Consider the following 21,014-nt stretch of genomic DNA (forward strand, 5'->3'; position numbering starts at 1 on the left):
ACCGACCGAGTGACGTGTCTTTTTGTCCGTCGGCGGCGGATCCGGTGACATGCCGGAGATCGAGTTAGGCGTCCCGCGAGGGGTCATCGAGTCGTTGCCGGAGGGCGAAGACACCGCCGAACGGGACATGCGGCGGGCCATCGCCGGGATCCAGTCCCGATTGAACGAGGAGATCGACGGGAGCGATCCGGCGGAGGCGGCGGCGGTCGTTGTCGACGCGATCGAACGCATGGAGGAGCAGGCGAGCACCTACCACGAGTTCGTCCCCGAACTCCGCGCGTGGGGGCAGTCGCCGATCTACGCGATCGCCTGGCGGAACCTCTACGTCGAGCTGATCGGCCAGCTGTACGACCACGAGTGGCTCGCCGGCGAACTCGACCGCGAGCGCAACTTCCGACTCGTCGACGACGGGATCCGGCTCTCGGACCTGTAGCGAGGCGAACCGCCGCGGGTCGTCATTCCCCGATATCCCCGTTCCCGCCCGCCCGATACAACCAGAGGTGGCCGTCGCCACGCGGAAGGTCGATCGGGCAGTAGGTACGCCGGAGCGTCCGTCCGTCGGCGAGCCCCAGTCGTTCGTCGTGGACCGGCTCTCGGGTCTCGACGACCGCGTTCAGCCGGCTCACGAACCCCTCCGGGTCGGCGAACCGGTCGCTCACCTCGACTGCGAACCGCTCGCAGTCGGCACCCACCGCCTCCTCGGGGTCCCCGTCCATCTCGAACAGCTCGAACAGGCGGTCGTTCACGGCGAGGACGCATCGGTCGGCGTCCTCGACGAGCACGCCGTGCGGGAGCGTGTCGAACACGGTCGACAACACGGCGTTCGTGCGCTCGAGTTCGCGTTTCCGTTCTTCGCGTTCGGTGACGTCCTCGAACTGCGAGAAGACGCGGATGACCTCGCCGTCGTCGTCCGTCACCACCTGGTTGTGCCAGACACACCGGATCCGCTCGCCGTCCCGAGTGACGTTCTCGTTGACGCTCCGGTAGCCGCCGCGGTCCGCGAGCAGGCGGCGCTCTATCTCGGCGACGACCCGCCGCTGGTCGTCGGGGACGATCGGCATCCACGTCCCGCCGATCAGTTCGTCGGCGTCGTATCCCGTGACCGTCTCCGCAGCGGGGTTCACCCGAACGATCTCGAACGTCTCGTCGTACTCGATCGTCGCGAGGGGTGACTGCTCGATGAACCGCGAGAGCCGGTCCTGGCTCGCTGCCAGCGCCCGTCTCGAGCGATGCTGGTCGACGACGTTTCGTACCCGGTTCGCGAGCACGGTGTACTGGTCCGTGCCGCCACCCTTCTGGAGGTAATCGGTGACGCCGGCTGAGATCGCCTCGCTCGCGATCTCCTCCGACCCCTTGCCCGTGAACAACACGAACGGGACGTCGATCTCACGGTCACGGACCGTCTCGAGCAGTTCCAACCCGTCCGTTCCGGACATGTCGTAGTCGCTGACGACGCAGTCGATCCGCTCGTCGTCCGCTGAGAGTGCCTGCAACGCGTCGGCAGCAGTGGTCTCGGAACGAACCGAGAGCACGCCGTCGACGCGCTCGAGGTACGTGGCGACGAGCTCGGTGAACGCCCGATCGTCGTCGACGTGGAGGACCCGGATCCGTCCGTCCCGATGCGCTCTCGATCGATGGAGGGGGTCGACCATGAGAGTACGCGAGACGGTCGCACGAAATATGTCTTCGGGTCGGGAAACGAACGCTGTCGATCCCGGACAGTCTATTCGGCTCCGGGCTCGGGCGTAGGGCCGCCGTCGTCCCGCCGATCGGGTGTCGAACCGTCGGCGCGGGCGAGCCGGAAGAGTCCCACGAGCGCGCCGACGACGATGACTGCTCCCTCGATCCGGGCGGCTGTGAGGACCCACGGCTTCGCCTCCGCGTCGTCGGCGTTCCGGTAGGCGACGCGGGTGAGCACCCGAACGAGCGGGCCGGGGGCGACCGCCTCGATCAGGCCGAATATCCCGACGGCGAGGAGTAGGTGGGCTCGCATGCTTTCCCTTCCACGGCGGACGATAAAAGCGATGCGGCCGCGACGGGAAAGGTAGTTTTTACTCCGTCTCCGGGGAAGGCCCGGACATGGGTGAAGACTACCGCACGGAGGAGGACAGCCTCGGGGAGATGCGGGTGCCAGCGGACGCCTACTGGGGCGCACAGACCCAGCGGGCCGTCGAGAACTTCCCGATCTCGGGGATCGCGTTCGGGCGGCGGTTCGTCCGCGCCCTCGGCGTCGTGAAGAAGGCGGCCGCGCAGGCGAACCGGGACCTGGGGTTGATCGACGAGGAGACCGCGGACGCCGTCGTCGCCGCCGCCGACGAGGTGATCGCGGGCGACCACGACGACCAGTTCCCCGTCGACGTGTTCCAGACCGGGTCGGGCACCTCCTCGAACATGAACGCCAACGAAGTGATCGCCAACCGCGCCGCCGAGATCGCGGGCGCGGAGGTCGGCGACCGGGTCGTCCACCCCAACGACCACGTCAACTACGGCCAGTCGTCGAACGACGTGATCCCGACGGCGATGCACGTGGCCGCCCTCGAGGCGGTCGAGAAGGACCTCGTGCCCGCCCTCGAGACGCTCCACGCCGAACTGGAGGCCAAGGAGGCGGCGTTCGACGGCGTCGTCAAGACGGGCAGAACCCACCTCCAGGACGCCACGCCGGTCCGGCTCGGACAGGAGTTCGGCGGCTATCGCACCCAGATCGCGAAGGGGATAGAGCGCGTCGAGGCCGTCCAGCCGAACCTGCGCGAGCTCGCGCTGGGCGGGACGGCGGTCGGGACCGGGCTCAACACGCATCCGGAGTTCCCGGGGCTCGCCGCCGAGTACATCTCGGAGGCGACGGGCACGGAGTTCCGCGAGGCGGAGAACCACTTCGAGGCGCAGGCCGCCCACGACGCGATGGCGGAGGCACACGGCGCGCTCCGCACCGTCGCCGGGAGCATGAACAAGATCGCCAACGACCTCCGGCTCCTCGCGTCGGGCCCACGAAACGGCCTCGGCGAGATCGAACAGCCCGAGAACCAGCCGGGGTCGTCGATCATGCCCGGCAAGATCAACCCGGTCGTCGCCGAGTCGGTCAACCAGGTCCACAAGCAGGTCGTCGGCAACGACGCCGCGGTCTCGGCGGGCGCGGCTCGCGGCGAGCTCGACTTGAACCTCTACAAGCCCGTAGTCGCGCACAACTTCCTCCAGTCGACCGAACTGCTCTCGAACACGGCCGAGACGTTCGGCGAGCGCTTCGTCGCGAAGCTGGAGGCCAACGAGGAGCACTGTGAGACCCGCGTCGAGCAGTCGATGGCGCTCGCGACCGCGCTGAACCCCGCGATCGGCTACGACAAGGCCTCGAAGGTGGCCAAGCAGGCGCTCGCGGAGGACAGGAGCGTCCGCGAGGTCGCCGTGAGCGAGGGGTACCTCACCGAGGCGGAGGCCGACGAGGTCCTCGACCCCGAGGCGATGACCCGCCGCGTCATCCTCGGCGACGACTGAGTCGACCGGGCCGGTGAAGCGGGCGCGTTCGTTCACGCCGCCCGGGTCCGCCTCCGAACGCACGAGGCGTCGACGACGCCTCCGACGGGACTCTCGGGGATCGGTACGGCGGTGAATCGGGTCTGGATCGATCACTCGATCAGTTCGACGCCGGACACCTCGAACCGCGCTCCCCCGGTCTCACTCTCAGTGACGGAGATCTCCCAGCCGTGTGCTGTACAGATCTGTTCGACGATCGCCAGTCCGAATCCGCCCCCGTCCTCGCTCGTCGTGAATCCACTCTCGAGGACGCGCGACCGTTCCGCGGTCGGGATCCCGGGTCCGTCGTCGGCCACGTAGAAGCCGTCCGGCAGACGGCCGACGGTGACCGTCACCGAATCGCCTCCGTGCTCGATGGCGTTAGCGAAGAGGTTCTCGAAGACCTCCGGCAGCCGGTCCTCGTCCCCCCGTATCGGTACCTTTCCATCGGTCTCGAGCGTCGCGTCGCTCGTCGCAACGGTCCGCCAGGACCGAGTCGCTACCTCCTCGAGTTCGAGAGGAACGGTCTCACCGACCACCTGGCCCCGTCGAGCCAGTGCGAGCGAGTCGTCGAGGAGCTCCTCCATTCGAGCCAGAGCCCGCATCAGGTCATCGAGGTGCTCGCTGTCACACTCCGTGGCAGCGAGTTCGGCTCGACCCTTGGCGACGTTCAGGGGGCTCCGCAGGTCGTGTGAGACGACGCCGGTGAACTCGTCGAGTCGATCGCGTTCGCGCGTGAGTTCCGCTTCCCGCTCCCGTAACACCTCGAGCTGTGCGGCGCGTGCGAGCGCGACGGTCAGCGTGTCGCTCCACAGTTCGATGAGCGCGATCTCCCGTTCGGTGAACGCGTCCGGCTCGGTGGCGCCGACGTTCACCAACCCGTGTCGACCGAGCGGCACGATCACTTCGCTCTCGATCGGCGTGTCCTCGTTGAACCGGTCGTCGCGTGCGGAGACGTCGCTGACGTATCGGAGCTCCCGTTCCCGGTACGCCTCCCACGAGAGCGACCGGGCATCCGCCGTGTACGTCGGTGGCTCCGAGACGAGATCCCGCCCGCGATCGGAGACGGCCACCGGTTCGAGCGCGTCCCGGTCCTCCGTGCTCAGCCAGATGCCAGCGATGTCGAACTCCAGGACGGATTCGAACGCCTCCAGACCCTTCCGAGCCGCCTCCTCCGGGTCCGTCGTCTCCAGTAGCGTCCGCGTCGTCGCCTGGAGTTGCTCCAAGCTAGCGTTGTGTCGCGCGAGTCGCCGTTCCTGGCGTTTCCGTGGGGTTATCTCACGCATCGCGACGAGGATCCCGTCGATCGTATCGTCGTCGGTGAAGTTCTGCGCGCGACTCTCGATCCAGCGCCAGTCGCCGGCGGCGTCCTCAGCCCGGAACCCGGCGGTCGAGATCCGACCGGGAGACCTCTTCAACCGTTCGAACTGTCGGCGGATCTCGTCCCGATCGTCCGGGTGGACGTGTTCCAGGGGGTTGTCACCGGTGATGGCCAGCGGATCCCACTCGAAGAGGGGTGACGGAGGACTCTGATATTCGACCGTCATGTCCTCGTTCATGACGACCAGTATCTCGGGAGAGTACTCGACGAGCCGTTCGTAGCGTCGGAGCTCCTCTTCGCGGCGCTTCCGCTCGGTGACGTCGCGTATCGCGCCCCGTAGCTTGACGATCTCGTCGTCGTCGTCGTACACGGGTTCGCCGCTCGCGCGAACCCACTTCCGTTCGTTCTCGGCAGTGATCAGCCGGAGGTCGAGCTCGTACGGCTCGCCCGCGTCGTAGCAGTCCTCCAGCGCGGTCTCGATCGTCGCCCGGTCGTCGGGATGGTAGAAATCGATCGCCGCCTCGATCGTCGGGCGGAACGGACCGTCGGGATCGAGGTCGTGAACGTCGTACGTTCCCCGCGTCCACCGTAGCTCGTCACGCTCGGCGTCGCTCTCCCAGCCGCCGACGCCCGCTAGCTGTTCCGTTTGCCGCAACAGCTCGCGTCTCCGTTCGAGCTCCGCTTCGCGCTCCCTCCGTTCGCTGATATCGGAGTAGATCGCGAACCCGCCCGAGCCGTCGTCATAGACGGCGTTCTGAATGAGGAACGGCCGGAGGCCGTCGGCGGTTCGACGCGTGACCTCCTCCGAGTTGAGAAGCCCGCCGGACCGGACGTGCCGGTTGATCCGTTTCGCTTCGTCGGCGTCGCCCTCGGGGACGATGTAGCTGTCGAGCGAGTCGCCGACGATCTCGTCGGCGTCGTAGCCGAACGTCTCCTCGAAGGCCGGGTTGACCCGTTTGACGACGGGGACGTCGGCCTCGTATTCGACCTCCACCGTCGGCTGTGAGAGCCGATCGAAGAGCGTCCGAAACCGTCGGCGCTCCTCTTCGGCCTGCCGTTCGGCCCGGAGCTTGCTCACGGCGTTGGTGACACGATTGGCTAAGAGCTCGTACTGGTCCGTACCCGAACCCTTCTGGAGGTAGTCGGTGACCCCCGCGGAGATCGCGTCGCTGGCGACCTCCTCGTTGCCCTTGCCGGTGAACAGGATGACCGGCAGGTCGGACCACCGCTCGCGTATGCGACGCAGGAACTCGATCCCGTTTCTTCCCGGCATGTCGTAGTCCGAGACGACGCACTGGTACTCCGTGTCCTCGAGGAGATCGAGTCCCTGGTCCGCGCTCGTCGCCGTTTCGACCGCCAGGCGATCGTCCTCCCGTTCGAGGAAGGTGGCGGTCAGCTCCGCGAACTCCGCCTCGTCATCGACGTGAAGGACGCTGATTGAGCCGTTCATTATCTGCGAACTGGTAGCTAGTGACAAGAGTCCGTACGAGAGGATAAATCCGACGGACGGCCCGTCAGTGACTTCTCCCACGACTGAAGTCGTGGGCTTCCTCCGTGTTCCGCTGTGATCGACCGTCGAGCCGATCGCCGAACGGTACCTCGACGGATCCGTCGCCTCGATCAGGCGTCAACGAGGCGATCGATCCGGCGTCGACGAGGCGATCGATCAGCCGACCCGTCCGACGTGTCGCCGACGATGACGCCCCCTCCTCGTGCCCGTCTTCCGTCGTATCCGTCGCTCGCGCCGGATCGGCACCATTTAAGCCGCCGTCGAACGCCCTTCGAAACGGATGAAACTTCACGAGTATCAAGCGAAGTCTATCTTCGCGGACGCCGGGATCCCGGTGCCGGACTCCCGGCTCGCGACGTCCGTCGAGGAGGCGCTCGACGCCGTCGACGAGATCGGCTACCCGGCCGCGATCAAGGCGCAGGTCCACGTCGGAGGTCGCGGGAAGGCCGGCGGGATCGAGATCGCGACCGACCGCGAGGAGGCAGAGGCGTACGCCGAACGGATCCTCGGGATGGACCTCAAGGGGTACACCGTCGACCAGGTCCTCGTCGAGGCCGGCGTCGACTTCGTCGACGAGCTGTACGTCGGCGTGACGATGGACCGCAGTGAGGGAAAACCGGTCCTGATGGTGTCGACGGAGGGCGGCGTCGACATCGAGGAGGTCGCGGCGGAGACCCCCGACGCGATCGCGCGCGAGCACGTCGACCCCGCGTTCGGGCTCCACCCGTATCAGGCCCGCAAGGTCGTCTACGAGGCCGGCGTCGACGCCGACGTCGCGCTGGACGTGGCGTCGATCCTCTCGACGCTGTACGACCTCTACGAGGACAGCGACGCCTCCGAGATCGAGGTCAACCCGGTGATGGTCACGAGCGACCGCGACGTGGTCGCCGCCGACGCCGTCATGAACATAGACGAGGACGCGCTGTTCCGCCAGCCCGACCTCGCGGAGCTGGCGGAGGCGTCCTACGAGGACGACCTCGAACGCAAGGCCGGCGAGTACGGCTTCGATTACGTCCGCCTGTCGGGGAACGTCGGCATCATCGGCAACGGCGCGGGGCTGGTGATGACGACGCTCGACCTGGTGGACTACTACGGCGGGAAACCCGCCAACTTCCTCGACATCGGCGGCGGCGCGAAGGCCGAGCGCGTCACCAAGGCGCTCGACATGGTCTTCTCCGACCCAAACGTCGACAGCGTCGTGTTCAACATCTTCGGCGGGATCACTCGCGGCGACGAGGTCGCCAAGGGGATCAACGAGGCGCTCGCCGAGTTCGACGAGATCCCGAAACCGGTCGTCGTCCGGCTCGCGGGGACCAACGCCGAGGAGGGGATGGAGATCCTGAACACCGACCTGATCGAGGTCGAAGAGACGCTGGAGGCCGCGGTCCAGCGTGCGGTGAAGAACGCGGAGGAGGTGGCCCAATGAGTTCTATCGTACGTTCACTCGCTCCCGACGGTCGCTCGTTCACGAAGCATAACCTCACGCTCACCACGGGGTGGTTCGCGTGAGCATTTTCGTCGACGACGACACGCGCGTGGTGGTCCAGGGGATCACCGGCGGGGAGGGGAACTTCCACGCCGAACAGATGATCCAGTACGGGACGAACGTAGTCGCGGGCGCGGTGCCCGGCAAGGGCGGCCAGGAGGCCGCCGGCGTCCCGGTGTACGACACGGTCGACGAGGCCGTCGAGGCGGAGGACGCGGACGCCTCCGTGGTCTTCGTGCCGCCGGCGTTCGCCGCCGACGCGGTCTTCGAGGCGCTCGACACCGACCTCGACCTCGTCGTGGCGATCACGGAGGGGATCCCGACCCAGGACATGGCGAAGGTGAACAAGCGGCTGGGCGAGGTCGACACCCGCCTGCTCGGACCGAACTGTCCGGGCATCATCACGCCGGGCGAGGCGAAACTCGGCATCCTGCCGGGCAACATCTTCGCCGACGGCAACGTCGGGCTCGTCTCCCGCTCGGGCACGCTGACCTACCAGGTCGTCGACAACCTCACGGAGCGCGGCATCGGCCAGACGACCGCCATCGGCATCGGCGGCGACCCGATCATCGGCACCTCCTTCATCGACGCCCTCGAGGCGTTCGAGGCCGACGCCGAGACCGAGGCGGTCGTGATGTGCGGCGAGATCGGCGGCGAGGACGAGGAGGAGGCCGCGGCGTTCATCGGCGAGCACATGGACACGCCGGTCGCCGGCTTCATCGCCGGCCGCACCGCCCCGCCGGGCAAGCGCATGGGCCACGCGGGCGCCATCGTCTCCGGGTCGGGGACGGGCACCGCCCAGTCGAAGATCGACGCGCTCAACGACGCGGGCGTCCCCGTCGGCGACACCCCCGAGGAAGTCGCCGACCACGTCGAGAGCTTCCTCTAGGGGCGACCGGTCTCCCCCGCCGAACGTACCGGCCCCGGTTCGTCCGCGGGACCTGGGAACGACGGCGACGAGCGGACGACCCCTCCGTCCCCGAGTACGGACGCCGTACGCGTCCCCGAACGTCCGCGAATACAGGTGCCAACGCGCCCTCGGAAGTGCGTAGTCCGCGCACACCCGGACCACGGTTATGCCCGGGTCACCCCATCGATCCATATGGACGACGACGTACGCGAACGGCTCGAACCGCTCCCGCCGAGTGCCAAGCTCGTGTACTACGTGCTCGACGCCGAGGGACGGTTCGACCAGACGGGGCTCGCGGCGGAGACTCGGCTCTCGACGCGCACGGTCCGGTTCGCGATCGAGAAGCTCGTCGACGTCGACCTCGTCGAGGAGGGGTTCTGTCCCACCGACGCGCGCCGCTCCGTGTACGAACCGGCCGACCCCGTGGACGCGGAGTCCGCCCGTGGAGTCGTGCCGTCCGCGGTCGTTGCCGAGGACTGACTCGCTCCCCGCCGGCCGTCGCGACCCGCACCGGCTGTGGGGATCGACCTCCTCGAGCCGACCGCGATCGTCTCGAACGACCGGCGTGTTTACCTGAATCGACCGAGAACCGTCGGTATGTCCCTACAGGATACGTTAGAAACCGATCCCGGGCAGATCGTCTCGATAATCGATCACACCAACGTCGATCCGACGGCGACAGAGGCGGAGATCCACGACCTCTGTGAAGCGGTCCTCGAGTACGGCTTCTGTTCCGCCGTGGTCGTGCCGTATCACGCCGAACTCGCGAGCGAACTCGTCGGCGACCGGGCCAACGTCGTCGCAGTTATCGGCTTTCCCTACGGGATACAGCACTCGAACGCGAAGCGGGCCGAAGTCGAGGAGCTCCTCGAACACGTCGACGAACTCGACATGGTGCTGAACAGAACGGCGTTCGCGAACGGCGACGACGAGACCGTGGTCGACGACGTCAAAGCAGTAAAGGACGCGGTCGGCGAGAAGACGCTGAAGTGTATCATCGAATCGCCCGCGTTGAACCGGTCGGAGATCCGGCGAGCCGCCGAACTCGTCGAACGCGGCGGTGCGGACTTCGTTAAGACCGCCGTCGGATACGACGGTCCGACGGACCCCGACGAGGTGGCGGCGATCCGGGAGGGGATCGGCCCGGACACCCAGATCAAGGCATCGGGTGGGATCGACACCTTCGAGCAGGCGCTCGAAATGGTCGCGGCGGGAGCGACCCGTATCGGAGCCTCGTCCGGGGTGGCTATCTACGAGTCGACCCAGTAGTCGGGGACGCTTCGCATCGACGTGTCACGACCGGCGGGACGCCGAAGCCGTGTTTGCCCGCCGAGGAAGTACAAGTATATTGATATGCCATGAGCGACAACAAGAACGTATGAACTTCGACGAGTTCACTGGCCAAGCCCAGCACCGACTCGAAACGCCCGGAACGGGCGAAACGGTCCGAGCGATACGGGCGACACTCATGACGCTCGGTCAGCGCATTCCCGAGGGGAACGCGGCGGACCTCGCGGCGTCGCTTCCCATCGAGATCAAGTGGTATCTGACCGGGGCAGTCGACGAACACGGACAGCGCTTCGACTGGCAGGAGTTCGTCGAGAGAGTGAGCGAGATCGAGGGGTCGGAGCCGGCCGACGCGGCCTATCACGCCCGTGTCGTCCTCGACCTCGTCCACGAGGAGGTCCCGGAGTCCGACTTCCAGCAGCTCCGTGATATGCTTCCCGGGAGCGAGACCACGGAGAACTGGGGCAACCTCTTCGAGCTCGTCGACGACGACTGATAGTGATTATTGCGATTATTTTCCTGACCACGTCACAAATATCGGTGTTTCAGGCCGTTTGACAGTCGTCTCGTTCCAGTATAGCGGTAAAGAGTCGCAATAATCACTATGAGACGTCCTGGCGGGCTCGCGGACCGACCGCGACCGGAGACGCGTCTGCGCCCGTCGAGTTCGGGGAGGTCGCTCTGAGACGCGGGCCGACGACGGTGCCCGAAGCGCAGGAGCCGCGAGGTCCCCGAGGTTCCGATCCTCCCAGCCACCGCGCCGAGACCGGTCGAGTTCGGGTGGAGATCCGATCCCGATCCGGGGGAGATCCGATCCCGATCCGGGGGCCTTTTGCCCGCCCGCCGGGTATGACCGGTAACCGATGGCGACGTACCACATCGAGACGTACGGCTGTACGTCCAACCGGGGCGAGAGCCGCGCGATCGAACGCGCCCTCCGGGACGGCGGCCACCGGCCGGCCGACGGCCCCGAGGACGCCGACGTCGCCATCCTCAACAGCTGTACCGTCGTCGAGAAGACCGAGCGCAACATGCTCCGCCGCGCCGAAGAGCTCGAAGCGACGACCGCCGAGCTCGTCGTCACCGGCTGTATGGCGCTGGCACAGGGCGAGGAGTTCCGCGAGGCCGGGATCGATGCCGAGGTGCTCCACTGGGACGCGGTCCCGGAGCACGTGCTCAACGGCGAGTGCCCGACACACACCCCCGACACGGAGCCGGTCCTCGACGGCGTGATCGGCATCCTCCCCATCGCGCGCGGTTGTATGAGCAACTGCTCGTACTGTATCACCAAGTTCGCGACCGGGCGCGTCGACTCCCCGTCGATCGGGGAGAACGTCGAGAAGGCCCGTGCGCTGGTCCACGCCGGCGCGAAGGAGATCCGCGTGACCGGCCAGGACACGGGCGTCTACGGCTGGGACACCGGCGATCGAAAACTGCCCGAACTGCTCGACCGGATCTGCGCCATCGACGGCGAGTTCCGGGTGCGGCTCGGGATGGCGAACCCCGGCGGGATACACGGCATCCACGAGGAGCTGGCGGACGTCTTCGCGCGGAACGAGGAGCTGTACGACTTCATCCACGCCCCCGTACAGTCGGGCTCCGACGACGTGCTCGCCGACATGCGCCGGCAACACCGCGTCGAGAAGTTCCGGGAGGTCGTCGAGACCTTCGACGGCCGGCTCGACCACTGGACGCTCTCGACCGACTTCATCGTCGGCTTCCCGACCGAGAGCGACGCGGACCACGAACGGTCGATGGACCTCCTCCGGGAGGTCCGCCCCGAGAAGGTCAACGTCACTCGCTTCTCGAAGCGCCCCGGCACCGACGCCGCGGAGATGAAGGGGCTCGGCGGGACCGTAAAGAAGGAGCGCTCGAAGGCGATGTCCGAGCTGAAGATGGACGTCGTCGGCGAGGCGTACGAGTCGATGGTCGGCGAGACGTTCGAGGTCCTCGTCGTCGAGGAGGGTACCGGCGACTCCGTGAAGTGTCGCGACTCCGCCTACCGACAGATCATCGTCCAGCGGGCGTCGGACCACGGGGTCGAGGTCGGCGACTTCCTGACCGTCGAGGTGACCGGCCACAACACCGTCTACGCGTTCGGCGAGCCGACCGGCGCGGGTCACCGCGTCGGCGGTTCCAGGTCCTCGGCCGTGGGAAGCTCCCACCCGTAGGTGACGGCCGCGAGCCGCGTCGCGACGGTGACCGCCGCACAGAGCGCGGCTGCGGTGCCCCCGGCGACGCCGACGGTTCCGGCCACGACGTAGGTGAGCCCGCCGGACACGGCACAGGTGGCGTAGAAGTCCTCGAAGAGGACGAACGGCGCGCGGTCGAGGAGGAGGTCGGCGAACGCGCCGCCACCCACCGCGTTTATCGCCGCGAGCGCGATGACGCCGAACGCGGAGACGCCCGCCTCCGTGGCGACGATCGCCCCCGCGGTGGCGAACGCGGCGAGCCCGATCGCGTCGGCCACGAGCGTGATCGGGTGGGTGTCCGGCGACACGAGCACGAGCCGTAACGCCATCGCCAGCGCGACGCCGAAGAGTCCGAGCCCGATCTCGACCGGCGACTGGAGCGCCAACGGCGTTCGCGTCACGAGGACGTCACGCGTCACCCCGCCGGCGAACGCCATCGCCAGCCCGACGACGACGATCCCGAAGAGGTCGAAGTCCTCGCGGATCGCCTTCGTGGAGCCGACGAGCGCGAACGCGACGAGCCCGACGGTGTTCATGACTGCGAACGGGTCGCCGAAGAGCACGACGAGGAGGTCCCGGATCACTGGGGACCCCTCCGCGGGCCGAACGGTTGAATCTGCCGTCGGCGGACACCGCGGGTCCGCGGCGGCCACCGTCGTTTCGCCGGCGGGACGGAGTTTCTATCCCCATGAATACATCACGACGTCACGCGAGCACCTCAACTACCCCACCCTACTCGGTCACGGCTGGCACCGTTCGATCCTCGAGGGAGGGGACCTAGCGCCTACTTCCCGTCAAACCGTGACGGCCATCATCACTTCGTCGACGTACTCGCCGTCGATCCGGTAGTGGTCCTCACGGGTTGCCTCCTCCTCCCAGCCGTGTGCTTCGAGGAACGCGATCGCCTCCCCGTTCGTCGAGGGAACGCTGTTGTAGATCCGCTCGTATCCCTCCTCGACCGCCCACTCGAGACCGCGTTCGACGAGGTGGCTTCCGATCCCGTTTCGCCGGTATTCGGGGAGGACGCCGACCGTGAGCTCCGCGGTGTGGCTCAGCTTCTCCAGCTCCGGATGGCTGATGTTGACCCAGCCGATCACGTCGCCGTTCACGGTCGCGACGAAGAACACGCGGGATTTCACCCCGCCCCGCTGGTAGAGGACCTGCTCCTCGTCGAGGATGTCCGCGATGGTCTCCGCGACGACGTCGTTGCCGTCCTCGACGGCGTCGCGTATCACCCCGAGGAGTCCGGAGAGGTCGGACTGTCGCGCCGGTCGGATGTTGAACGACACCTCCTCGCCGGTGAACTCCTCCTCGGCTCCGCCCCCGAAGTCGTCCTCGATGCCGGGCACGAGGTCGTCACCCGCCTCCCGCAACAGCCCGTCACGCTTCAGGATCGTGACGTGGTGTCCGAACTGCGTCGGATCGAACCCCAGATCCTCCCGGGCCGTCTCGTAATCCACGCGACCCCGCTCCTGGACGTACTCGTAGATGTCTCGACGGTCCTTGTGTTCTACTTGCCGGATCATGCTAGACACTACCACTCACCACCACTTATGTTTAATTATAAATTATATTTAATATCCGATACTAGTACCCGATCGCGGCGGGACGTGGGTGAGCAACTGGGCGGTATCGCGGACGTTGTGCGTCTCGACCAGCAACTCCGCGGCCTCCCGAACGGTCACGTCGGGGTCGCGAGACGAGCCGTAATACCGGAGATACAGCGCCAGCCAGTCGTTCACCGCCGCCTGTAGCATCGACAGCTCGACCTCGGAGAGCCGGACGTGTTCGTCGCCCGTACGGGCGCGGAGGTACACCGCGATCGTCGGACCGAGCCCCTCCCGCAGATACTCGAGACCACGCTCTTCGGCCGGCGGCGACGTCGGCGGGTCGAACGACTCCCGCTCTTCGCGAGCCCGATCGGCCAGGTCGGCGATCCGCTCGGCGTACTGTGAGGTCGTCATCTCATCCCTGCCGGAACTCGACGCCCTTCCCGCCGCGGGGATGTTCCCAGTCGGTGTCCGCGACGATGGCACAGGTGCCGCACTCGACGCATGGCTGAGTGTCGAGGCTCACGACGGTCCGCTCCTCGCCGTTCGTGCGGACCGTCTCCTCGCGGTAGCAACCGCCGCCGAAATCGCGGGCGCTGACCGGACAGGCGGTCACGGCGTCGCCGCTGACTGCGAAGGAGTCGTCGACGACCTCGATGTGCGGGTTGCCCACGTCGACGTCGTAGGTGAGGTCGCCGATCCGATCGGCGAGGTCCGGCGGAGTCACGTCGTTTTCTCCGCCGATCCGCTCGCCGAGCTCCTCCGCGATGACCGTCGGTAGGGTCACGTACGGCGTCCGGGTGTCCGGCACCATCATCGAGAGGAACGGCGAGCCGTACAGCGTCTCGAAGCGGTCGCCGAGCGCCCGCACGCCGAACCGCCCGACCGGTGATTCCAGCACTGCGTCCAGCGCGCCCGTGACCGGACCGTGTTCCGCGAGCGCCCGCACCGCGCGGTACCGCGGGGGACGGAGCTTCTTCATCACTCCCTCGTCGCGGAGCTTCCGCTCGTAGAGGTCGCCCGCCGCGTCCGGGTCGTTCCGCGAACGCGCCTCCGTGAACGCCTCGCCGGCGAGCGCGCCGGCCGTGACGGCGTGGTTCATTCCCTTGATGATCGGGCCCTGTGCCTGCATCTGCCCGCCGGCGTCGCCGACGAGGACGAGGCGGCCCTCGTGTGGCGAGGGGTGGGCGACCTTCTTCGAGTCGGGGACGAGTTTCGCGGCGTACTCCAGCTCCTCGTACCCGTCGTCGAGCCAGCGGGCCAGAAGCGGATGCGTGAGCAGCGCGTCGAGCAGCTCGTGGGGCTCGGCCTCCTCCGCGACGAGGCTGTCGAGGTGGAACACCGTGCCGATCGAGAGGGTGTCCTCGTTGGTGTAGAGGAACCCGCCGCCGCGGACGCCCTCGAAGAGGTCGCCGGAGAACAGGTGGGCCTCGCCCGCCTCGCCGTCGAGGCCGAACCGGTCGTCGATCGCTCCCTCGGGCATGTCCACGACCGCCTTCACGCCCTGGAACCACTCCTCCGGCTCCTCCCAGTCCATCAGCCCGGCATCGCGAGCGAGTTCGCTGTTCACGCCGTCGGCGGCGACGACGAAGTCGGCCTCGATGGGGTCGAGCTCGTCGCAGGTGACGCCGACGATCTCGCCTTCCTCCCGGAGCAGGCCGTTCACCCGGACGTCGGTGAGTAGCCCGCCGCCGGTCTCGCGGGTCAGTTCGTGGACCCGTTCGGCGAGCCAGGAGTCCATCTTCCGGCGAAGGACGGCGTCGGACCACTCGGTGTCGTGCTCGTGGAGGTCGGTGATGTCGAAGGTCTCGACCCGATCGCCGGCGAGGTTGTGGAGGTAGTAGTCCGTGACGGGACGCTCGGTGGCGGCCTCCCGGAACCCGGCGAACAGGTCGTCCATGGTGTAGGGAGCCGACTCCTCAGCGTAGAGGAGACCCCCGGAGACGTTCTTCGACCCGGCCTCGACGCCCCGCTCCAACACGAGGGTCTCCACGTCGTTACGGGCGAGCGCGGCCGCGGCTGCCGCGCCGCCGGGGCCCGCGCCCACGACGACGGCCTCGTAGTGTTCGCGTTCGGTCATTCGCTCTCACCCCCGTCGGCGACGGCCTCGGCGTTCAGCTCTCCGCTTTCGAGCGCCTCGGTCAGTCGCGGTAGGACCTCGAAGAGATCGCCGTCGATGAAGTAGTCCGAGAACTCACGGATATCCGCCTCGGGGTCGGTGTTGATCGCGACGATGGTGTCGGACTCGTCCATCCCGACCTTGTGCTGGATCGCGCCGCTGATGCCGGCGGCGACGTAGAGGTCGGGCTCCACCTCCTGGCCGGTCTCGCCGATCTGTCGATCCTCGGCGGCGTACCGCTCGACGTGGCCCTCGAACTGGTAGGAGGAGGTGACGATCCCACGGGAGATCCCTAGAGCCGCGTCCTCGAACGCGTCGGCGAGATCGAGACCGAGCTCCATCCCTCGCGTCGGGTCCGCGCCGATCCCGCGACCGAGCGCGACGACCACCTCGTGACCCGTCAGGTCGACGCCGCCCTCCAGGCGGTCGAACTCCTCAACGTCGACGCGGAACCACTCCTCGTCGAGGGTGAACTCGTGTTCGACGACCTCGCCCTCCCGCTCGGGGTCCGGCTCGGGAATCTCGAAGCTCCCGGGGATGACCGAGGCACCCTGCGGGTGGAACTCGCGGCTCGGATTGTCGAGACAGAGGATCGTCGAGTACTCGAAACCGCTGAAGTCCGGCCGCTTCATGTGGAGGACGCGCTCGAACTCCCGGTCCTCGCCGCCCGTCTTCGCGGGGTTCGAGATGACCGCGTTCTCGATGTAGAGCCCGGAGCAGTCGCTCGCGAGCCCCGAGTCGAGTTCGGCCTGTACCAGCGCCGAGAGGTCGCGGCCGTTGTGCGTCGCCGGGAACAGGACGTACCGGGGCTCGTCGTAGTCGCGCCACTCCGCAGGGTCGGGATCCCCCGCTCCCGGATCGCCGCCCCAGCGCGCCATGTCACAGAACACGCGAGTGTAGGGCTCGTGTCGGAACCGACTCAGTCGGGCGTCCTCGTGGTAGACGACCACGTCGGCACCGTGCTCGATACACGCCTCGGCGAGGCCCGCGACGTCGTCGCCGACGAGCACCGCGACGACCTTCTCCTCGGCGTCGTACTCGTCGTTGTAGCCGTCCATCAGCTCGCGCGCCTTCCCGAGCATCTCCAGGGAGACGTCGATCAGATCGCCGGCCTGCGTCTCGCAGTACACCCACATGTCGCCGTAGGTACCGTCCTCCAGCGCACGGACGTGTCTCTTGTCCGCGGTCGGGTGGTCGAGGTCGGGGTGTTTCTCCTCCGGCGGGACGACCGCCGCCGCCTCCTCGTCGCTGCCGCGCACCGAGTCGAGGCGGTTGTCGACGAGCGTGAGCACGCTGTCGCGGTTCTCGCCGGCCGTCTCGGCGTCGCGGATCCGTTCCAGCTCGTCCGGGTCCTCGATGTCCTGGAGCGCGTTACCCACCTCGGCAGCCGTCATCTCGGCCGGGTCGACCTCGCCGGCCTCCCCCTCGTCCTCGCTGAACTTCTCGATCCGGCTCTCGATGAGCGTCTTCGCACCCGCGCGGTTCTCACCCGCCTCCTCGGCCGCCAGGACCGCCCGCAGTCCGTCGACGTCCTCGATGGTCCGGATCTCGGGACCCAGCTCCTGGATCGTGTACTCGTTGGGGTCGAGCGGAGGTTCCGCCATGCTCACTCACCTCCCGCGAGCGGTGCCATCTCCTCGAACACCTGCCGCATCTCCTCGTCGCTCTCGGGGTCGACCATCGTGGCCTCGCGCTCGGCGGGGGCTTTCGGGATGGGATCGACCGAGGAGACGACCGTCGGAGAGCCGTCCAGGCCGATGTAGTCCGGGTCGAGGTTGAGGTCGGTGTGGTCCCACACCGTCATGTGCTCCTCGTAGTTCGCGGCGCGCTCCCGCGTCTCCTCGCGGAGGTCCCTGTGTCGCAGGCGGTGTTCGGCCCGCCGGTAGGACGGCTCGAACTCGGGGTCCGCGACAACGAACGCCGGAAGCGAGGTCTCGACGGTCTCTATCTCCGCGATGTCGCCCTCGACGAGCCGCTTTGCCCGCAGGCGCTCCTCGTCCGGGTCGATCTCCAGGGAGACGACGTGGGTGACGATCGGCATCCCGTACGCCCAGCAGGTCTGTGGCCCGGTGTGGCCGGTCTCCCCGTCGGCGGTCTTGAAGCCCGCGAAGACGAGGTCGGGCGAGGGGTCCATCCCTTCGAGGGCGGTCGCGATCGTGATCGCCGTCGCCCACGTGTCCGCGGCCGCCATCTCGCGGTCCGACAGCAGGTAGAGGTCGTCGGCGTAAACCGACTCCATCGCCTCGCGGAGGACGTCCCCGTAGCCCGGCGGTCCCATGCTCATCACGCTCACGGTGCCGCCCTGCCGAACCTTCGTCTGTAGCGCGGCTTCGAGCGCGTGCTCGTCGTTCGGGTTCATCACCGTCGGTGTTTCTCCTCGTTCGAGGTGTCCGTCCTCGTCGAAGGAGACCTGTCCCTCCCGGAAATCCGGTACGCCTTTCGTTAGAACGATCGTGTTCATTGTTACATCCTCTCGTGTTCGATCCGACGAGTGTTTCCGTGTTTGTTGATCGTGTTGAATTCGTGAGTTCTGTCGCCCGGCTCACGTCCGACCGGCCCGGCCCGCGTCGACGTCGATAGCGTCGACGGGGCAGACGTCGACGCAGATCATACAGTCGATACACTGCGGTTCGTTGGCCGGGTCGGCCTTTATTTCGCTCTCGGGATGGCCGGGCGTATCCACCCACTCGAACACGTCGACGGGGCAGTCCTCGATACAGGCCCCGTCGGCGAGACAGATGTCGAAGTCGACCGCGACGTGTGTGCCGTGTATCCCCAGCTGCTCCGGTTCGTCCACGGGCCCCCAGACGTCGTGTCCCTCGTGTTCGTCGACGATCTCCCTGTTCTCCTCGAAATTGGGGTCTATCGACATGTTACACGTTACCAGTTATCTATAACTATTTAAAATTGAGGTGTAACCTGCCGGGAGGTGGCCCGTAGCGTCGGCTCAGAAGAGAGGCGGTCCACGGCGTCGGATCGGCGTTCCTACGTCTCCTCGTATATCATCTCGATCTGGTCGGCGAACCGCTCCAGGACGTTTCGGCGCTTCTTCTTCATCGTCGGCGTGAGCAGATCGTTCTCCACGGAGAACTCCTCTTCGACAAGCCTGAACCGTTTGATCCGCTCGTACGGTTCGAACGCCTCGTTCACCGCGTCGACCTCCCGTTGAAACCGCTCGAGAACGCGCTCGTCACGGCAGATCGCCCGTCGGTCCGCGGGGAGGTCGATCCCCTCCGCGTCCGCCCACGCCTCGACCGCCCCGAAGTTCGGGACGAGGAGCGCCGAGACGAACTTGCGGCCGTCGCCGAGCACGACGCACTGCTCGACGAACTCGTTGGCGGCGAAGCGCTCCTCGATCGGTCCGGGCGCGACGTTCTTCCCCGTCGAGAGCACGAGCAACTGTTTGGCGCGTTCACGAAAGGCCACGTAGCCGTCGGGACGAAGCTGGACGACGTCGCCGGTGTGGAACCACGGCTCCTCCGGGTCGCCGTCGCGCGCTTCGGGCGGGGTGCCGGCCACGACTGCCTCGGCGGGAAGCGCGTCGTGTGCCGAGAACGCCTCCCTGGTCGCGTCGGGGCGGTTCCAGTACCCGTCGGTCACCTGCGGGCCCCGCACGAGCAGTTCGCCGACGTCGCCCGGGACGTCCACAGCCTCCTCGCCGACGAGCCGGCCGTCGAGCGCGATCTCGGTGTCGACGACCGGCGGCCCGATGGTTCCCACCTTCGGATCCTCGGGCGGGTTGACCGTGATCACCGGCGACGTCTCCGTGAGCCCGTACCCCTCCAGTATCGGGAGGTCCATCGCGTGATACAGCGCACACAGCTCCGCCGAGAGCGACCCCCCGCCGGAGATGAAGAAGTCGACGTTCCCGCCGAGCGCCTCCCGCACCGACGAGAAGACGAGTCGGTCGGCGAGCGCGCGCTTCGCGTCGAGGATCGGGCCGGGGTCGTCGGCCTCGTGGTGTGCCCGTCCGACCGCGACGGCCCACTCGAAGATTCGCTCTTTCACCGGGGACTGGCTCGCCTCCTCGCGGATCGCGTCGTAGAGCTTCTCGTAGACCCGCGGGACGCTGGTCGTCGTCGTCGGCCGGACGAGCCCGAAGTCCTCCCGGAGCGTGTCGGGACTCTCCGCGTAGCCGACGGTCGCGCCGGCCGCGAACATCATGTAGTGGCCCGCCAGCCGCTCGAAGACGTGCGCGAGGGGGAGAAACGAGAGGGTCGTCGTCGCCACGGAGATACCGGGGATCCCCGCGTCGCGGTCGGGCCGGTCCGCGAACCGCCGATAACACTGGTTCACGTTCGAGCGGAAGTTCCCGTGAGTGAGCCGGACGCCCTTCGGCTGCCCGGTCGTCCCGGAGGTGTAGATGAGGCTCGCCAGGTCGTCGACGGCGGTCGAATCGAGCCACGACTCGTAGGTCGCCTCCTCGAATGCGTCCGCGCCGAGTTCGTGGAGCTCGCCGAGCGTGTACACGTCGTCCGCGTTCGCCGGGTCGACGTCGAGGTCCGTCGCCTCGTCCGCGTCGGCGACGGCTACCTCGTCCATCGTCACGATCGCGTCCAGGTCGTGAGCGAGGTCGTCGCGAACGCCGAGCACCTCCTCGAGGAGGCCGCGGTTCTCGACGACGACGACCGTCGCCTTGGGGTCCTCGAGCAGGTAGCGGACCTGCGACGGCGACGAGGAGGCGTACACCGTCGTGACGACCGCGCCGGCCGCGAGCGCCGCGAAGTCGACCTGCGCCCACTCCATGCGCGTTCCCGCGTAGACCGCGAGCCGGGTGTCGTCCGCGACGCCGACCTCGCGGAACCCCGCCGTGAGGTTCCGGACCACGTCCCGCATCGCTGCGTAGGTGAGGTCGGCGTAGTCGCCGACGGGCGCGGGGTCGAGGACGTCCGCCGAGACGAGCGACCGGTCGTACACCCCGCCCTTGTAGCGCTGGGCGACCCGGTCGGCGTTGCGCACAGCGGAGCGCTCGAACGTTCGAGGGAGGGTCTCGCGGGCGACCACGTCGTCCGCGAACCGCCGCTCGGCTTCCTGCCAACTCATACCACACCGACTCGCGGACGTGGCATAAACGATCCGGTAGTTGTTCGTTTCTTTCGCTCGACTGTCCCGCTCTAACTCGACTGTCCCGCTCT

19 protein-coding genes are annotated in these 21,014 nt (G+C 67.5%); 8 read left to right on the forward strand and 11 right to left on the reverse strand.

The window, feature by feature from the left end; all coding sequences use genetic code 11:
- The first annotated feature begins 49 nt into the window (after positions 1-49).
- The gene (locus tag DQW50_RS14580) at positions 50-433 is read left to right on the forward strand and encodes a hypothetical protein (RefSeq protein ID WP_112079996.1); all 384 of its coding nucleotides are present in this window, start codon (positions 50-52) and stop codon (positions 431-433) included.
- 22 nt (positions 434-455) lie between these two features.
- Here DQW50_RS14580 and DQW50_RS14585 read toward each other — a convergent pair whose 3' ends face one another.
- Both DQW50_RS14585 and DQW50_RS14590 read right to left on the reverse strand, forming a co-directional pair.
- Positions 456-1,652, reverse strand: coding sequence for a PAS domain S-box protein (locus DQW50_RS14585; RefSeq protein ID WP_112079997.1), 1,197 nt, complete (start codon positions 1,650-1,652; stop codon positions 456-458).
- 71 nt (positions 1,653-1,723) lie between these two features.
- Positions 1,724-1,993, reverse strand: coding sequence for a hypothetical protein (locus DQW50_RS14590; RefSeq protein ID WP_112079998.1), 270 nt, complete (start codon positions 1,991-1,993; stop codon positions 1,724-1,726).
- A gap of 86 nt (positions 1,994-2,079) precedes the next feature.
- Between DQW50_RS14590 and DQW50_RS14595 the strand changes: the two genes are divergently transcribed.
- Positions 2,080-3,486: an aspartate ammonia-lyase gene (locus DQW50_RS14595; protein ID WP_112079999.1), complete on the forward strand. Its 1,407-nt coding sequence runs from the start codon at positions 2,080-2,082 to the stop codon at positions 3,484-3,486.
- A 131-nt stretch (positions 3,487-3,617) separates the two neighbouring features.
- Here the strand turns inward: DQW50_RS14595 and DQW50_RS14600 are convergent, their stop codons facing one another.
- Positions 3,618-6,275 (reverse strand): PAS domain S-box protein, encoded by a 2,658-nt coding sequence (locus DQW50_RS14600; protein WP_112080000.1) that lies wholly within the window; start codon positions 6,273-6,275, stop codon positions 3,618-3,620.
- 340 nt (positions 6,276-6,615) lie between these two features.
- Here DQW50_RS14600 and sucC point away from each other — a divergent pair, with 340 nt between their 5' ends.
- From sucC to DQW50_RS14630, 6 genes are all read left to right on the forward strand, one after another.
- On the forward strand, positions 6,616-7,761 hold the full coding sequence (gene sucC, locus DQW50_RS14605; protein ID WP_112080001.1) for an ADP-forming succinate--CoA ligase subunit beta: 1,146 nt from the start codon (positions 6,616-6,618) through the stop codon (positions 7,759-7,761).
- 79 nt (positions 7,762-7,840) lie between these two features.
- Positions 7,841-8,710: a succinate--CoA ligase subunit alpha gene (gene sucD / locus DQW50_RS14610; protein ID WP_112080027.1), complete on the forward strand. Its 870-nt coding sequence runs from the start codon at positions 7,841-7,843 to the stop codon at positions 8,708-8,710.
- A 213-nt stretch (positions 8,711-8,923) separates the two neighbouring features.
- The gene (locus tag DQW50_RS14615) at positions 8,924-9,211 is read left to right on the forward strand and encodes an ArsR family transcriptional regulator (protein ID WP_112080002.1); all 288 of its coding nucleotides are present in this window, start codon (positions 8,924-8,926) and stop codon (positions 9,209-9,211) included.
- Between the two features lie 117 nt (positions 9,212-9,328).
- Positions 9,329-10,000 (forward strand): deoxyribose-phosphate aldolase, encoded by a 672-nt coding sequence (deoC, locus tag DQW50_RS14620; protein WP_112080028.1) that lies wholly within the window; start codon positions 9,329-9,331, stop codon positions 9,998-10,000.
- Between the two features lie 109 nt (positions 10,001-10,109).
- Positions 10,110-10,514, forward strand: coding sequence for a DUF2267 domain-containing protein (locus tag DQW50_RS14625; RefSeq protein WP_112080003.1), 405 nt, complete (start codon positions 10,110-10,112; stop codon positions 10,512-10,514).
- A gap of 367 nt (positions 10,515-10,881) precedes the next feature.
- The gene (locus DQW50_RS14630) at positions 10,882-12,189 is read left to right on the forward strand and encodes a tRNA (N(6)-L-threonylcarbamoyladenosine(37)-C(2))-methylthiotransferase (protein ID WP_112080004.1); all 1,308 of its coding nucleotides are present in this window, start codon (positions 10,882-10,884) and stop codon (positions 12,187-12,189) included.
- Here the strand turns inward: DQW50_RS14630 and DQW50_RS14635 are convergent.
- From DQW50_RS14635 to DQW50_RS14670, 8 genes are all read right to left on the reverse strand, one after another.
- On the reverse strand, positions 12,138-12,746 hold the full coding sequence (locus tag DQW50_RS14635) for a trimeric intracellular cation channel family protein (RefSeq protein ID WP_394338594.1): 609 nt from the start codon (positions 12,744-12,746) through the stop codon (positions 12,138-12,140). The genes DQW50_RS14630 and DQW50_RS14635 overlap by 52 nt on opposite strands.
- A gap of 258 nt (positions 12,747-13,004) precedes the next feature.
- Entirely contained in the window at positions 13,005-13,736 is a 732-nt protein-coding gene (locus tag DQW50_RS14640) for a GNAT family N-acetyltransferase (protein ID WP_112080006.1), read from the reverse strand.
- Between the two features lie 48 nt (positions 13,737-13,784).
- Entirely contained in the window at positions 13,785-14,174 is a 390-nt protein-coding gene (locus DQW50_RS14645; RefSeq protein ID WP_112080007.1) for a hypothetical protein, read from the reverse strand.
- Position 14,175: 1 nt separating this feature from the next.
- Positions 14,176-15,840, reverse strand: a complete 1,665-nt coding sequence (locus DQW50_RS14650) for an FAD-dependent monooxygenase (protein WP_112080008.1) — start codon at positions 15,838-15,840, stop codon at positions 14,176-14,178.
- The gene (locus DQW50_RS14655) at positions 15,837-17,483 is read right to left on the reverse strand and encodes an electron transfer flavoprotein subunit alpha/FixB family protein (RefSeq protein WP_112080009.1); all 1,647 of its coding nucleotides are present in this window, start codon (positions 17,481-17,483) and stop codon (positions 15,837-15,839) included. The genes DQW50_RS14650 and DQW50_RS14655 overlap by 4 nt, the downstream gene beginning before the upstream one ends.
- Positions 17,484-17,485: 2 nt before the next feature.
- Positions 17,486-18,340 carry an electron transfer flavoprotein subunit beta/FixA family protein gene (locus DQW50_RS14660; RefSeq protein WP_112080010.1) on the reverse strand — a complete coding sequence of 285 codons (855 nt, stop codon included), beginning with the start codon at positions 18,338-18,340 and terminating at the stop codon, positions 17,486-17,488.
- Positions 18,341-18,421: 81 nt separating this feature from the next.
- Complete coding sequence (locus tag DQW50_RS14665; protein WP_112080011.1) at positions 18,422-18,751, reverse strand: ferredoxin family protein; 330 nt, start codon at positions 18,749-18,751, stop codon at positions 18,422-18,424.
- A 113-nt stretch (positions 18,752-18,864) separates the two neighbouring features.
- Positions 18,865-20,922, reverse strand: a complete 2,058-nt coding sequence (locus tag DQW50_RS14670; RefSeq protein WP_112080012.1) for a long-chain fatty acid--CoA ligase — start codon at positions 20,920-20,922, stop codon at positions 18,865-18,867.
- Positions 20,923-21,014 lie beyond the last annotated feature (92 nt).

The organism is Halorubrum sp. 48-1-W (assembly GCF_003287355.1).
In the GTDB taxonomy this organism is placed as follows: Archaea; Halobacteriota; Halobacteria; order Halobacteriales; family Haloferacaceae; genus Halorubrum.

Excerpts from the sequence above, each read along its gene's own strand:
- DQW50_RS14650 (WP_112080008.1), bottom strand. The coding sequence starts at position 15,840 with ATGACCGAACGCGAACACTACGAGGCCGTCGTCGTGGGCGCGGGCCCC.
- DQW50_RS14665 (WP_112080011.1), bottom strand. The coding sequence starts at position 18,751 with ATGTCGATAGACCCCAATTTCGAGGAGAACAGGGAGATCGTCGACGAA.
- DQW50_RS14640 (WP_112080006.1), bottom strand. The coding sequence starts at position 13,736 with ATGATCCGGCAAGTAGAACACAAGGACCGTCGAGACATCTACGAGTAC.
- DQW50_RS14635 (WP_394338594.1), bottom strand. The coding sequence starts at position 12,746 with ATGAACACCGTCGGGCTCGTCGCGTTCGCGCTCGTCGGCTCCACGAAG.
- DQW50_RS14670 (WP_112080012.1), bottom strand. The coding sequence starts at position 20,922 with ATGAGTTGGCAGGAAGCCGAGCGGCGGTTCGCGGACGACGTGGTCGCC.
- DQW50_RS14595 (WP_112079999.1), top strand. The coding sequence starts at position 2,080 with ATGGGTGAAGACTACCGCACGGAGGAGGACAGCCTCGGGGAGATGCGG.
- DQW50_RS14660 (WP_112080010.1), bottom strand. The coding sequence starts at position 18,340 with ATGAACACGATCGTTCTAACGAAAGGCGTACCGGATTTCCGGGAGGGA.
- DQW50_RS14615 (WP_112080002.1), top strand. The coding sequence starts at position 8,924 with ATGGACGACGACGTACGCGAACGGCTCGAACCGCTCCCGCCGAGTGCC.
- DQW50_RS14625 (WP_112080003.1), top strand. The coding sequence starts at position 10,110 with ATGAACTTCGACGAGTTCACTGGCCAAGCCCAGCACCGACTCGAAACG.
- DQW50_RS14600 (WP_112080000.1), bottom strand. The coding sequence starts at position 6,275 with ATGAACGGCTCAATCAGCGTCCTTCACGTCGATGACGAGGCGGAGTTC.
- DQW50_RS14585 (WP_112079997.1), bottom strand. The coding sequence starts at position 1,652 with ATGGTCGACCCCCTCCATCGATCGAGAGCGCATCGGGACGGACGGATC.
- deoC (WP_112080028.1), top strand. The coding sequence starts at position 9,329 with ATGTCCCTACAGGATACGTTAGAAACCGATCCCGGGCAGATCGTCTCG.
- DQW50_RS14645 (WP_112080007.1), bottom strand. The coding sequence starts at position 14,174 with ATGACGACCTCACAGTACGCCGAGCGGATCGCCGACCTGGCCGATCGG.
- DQW50_RS14580 (WP_112079996.1), top strand. The coding sequence starts at position 50 with ATGCCGGAGATCGAGTTAGGCGTCCCGCGAGGGGTCATCGAGTCGTTG.
- DQW50_RS14630 (WP_112080004.1), top strand. The coding sequence starts at position 10,882 with ATGGCGACGTACCACATCGAGACGTACGGCTGTACGTCCAACCGGGGC.
- DQW50_RS14590 (WP_112079998.1), bottom strand. The coding sequence starts at position 1,993 with ATGCGAGCCCACCTACTCCTCGCCGTCGGGATATTCGGCCTGATCGAG.
- sucC (WP_112080001.1), top strand. The coding sequence starts at position 6,616 with ATGAAACTTCACGAGTATCAAGCGAAGTCTATCTTCGCGGACGCCGGG.
- DQW50_RS14655 (WP_112080009.1), bottom strand. The coding sequence starts at position 17,483 with ATGGCGGAACCTCCGCTCGACCCCAACGAGTACACGATCCAGGAGCTG.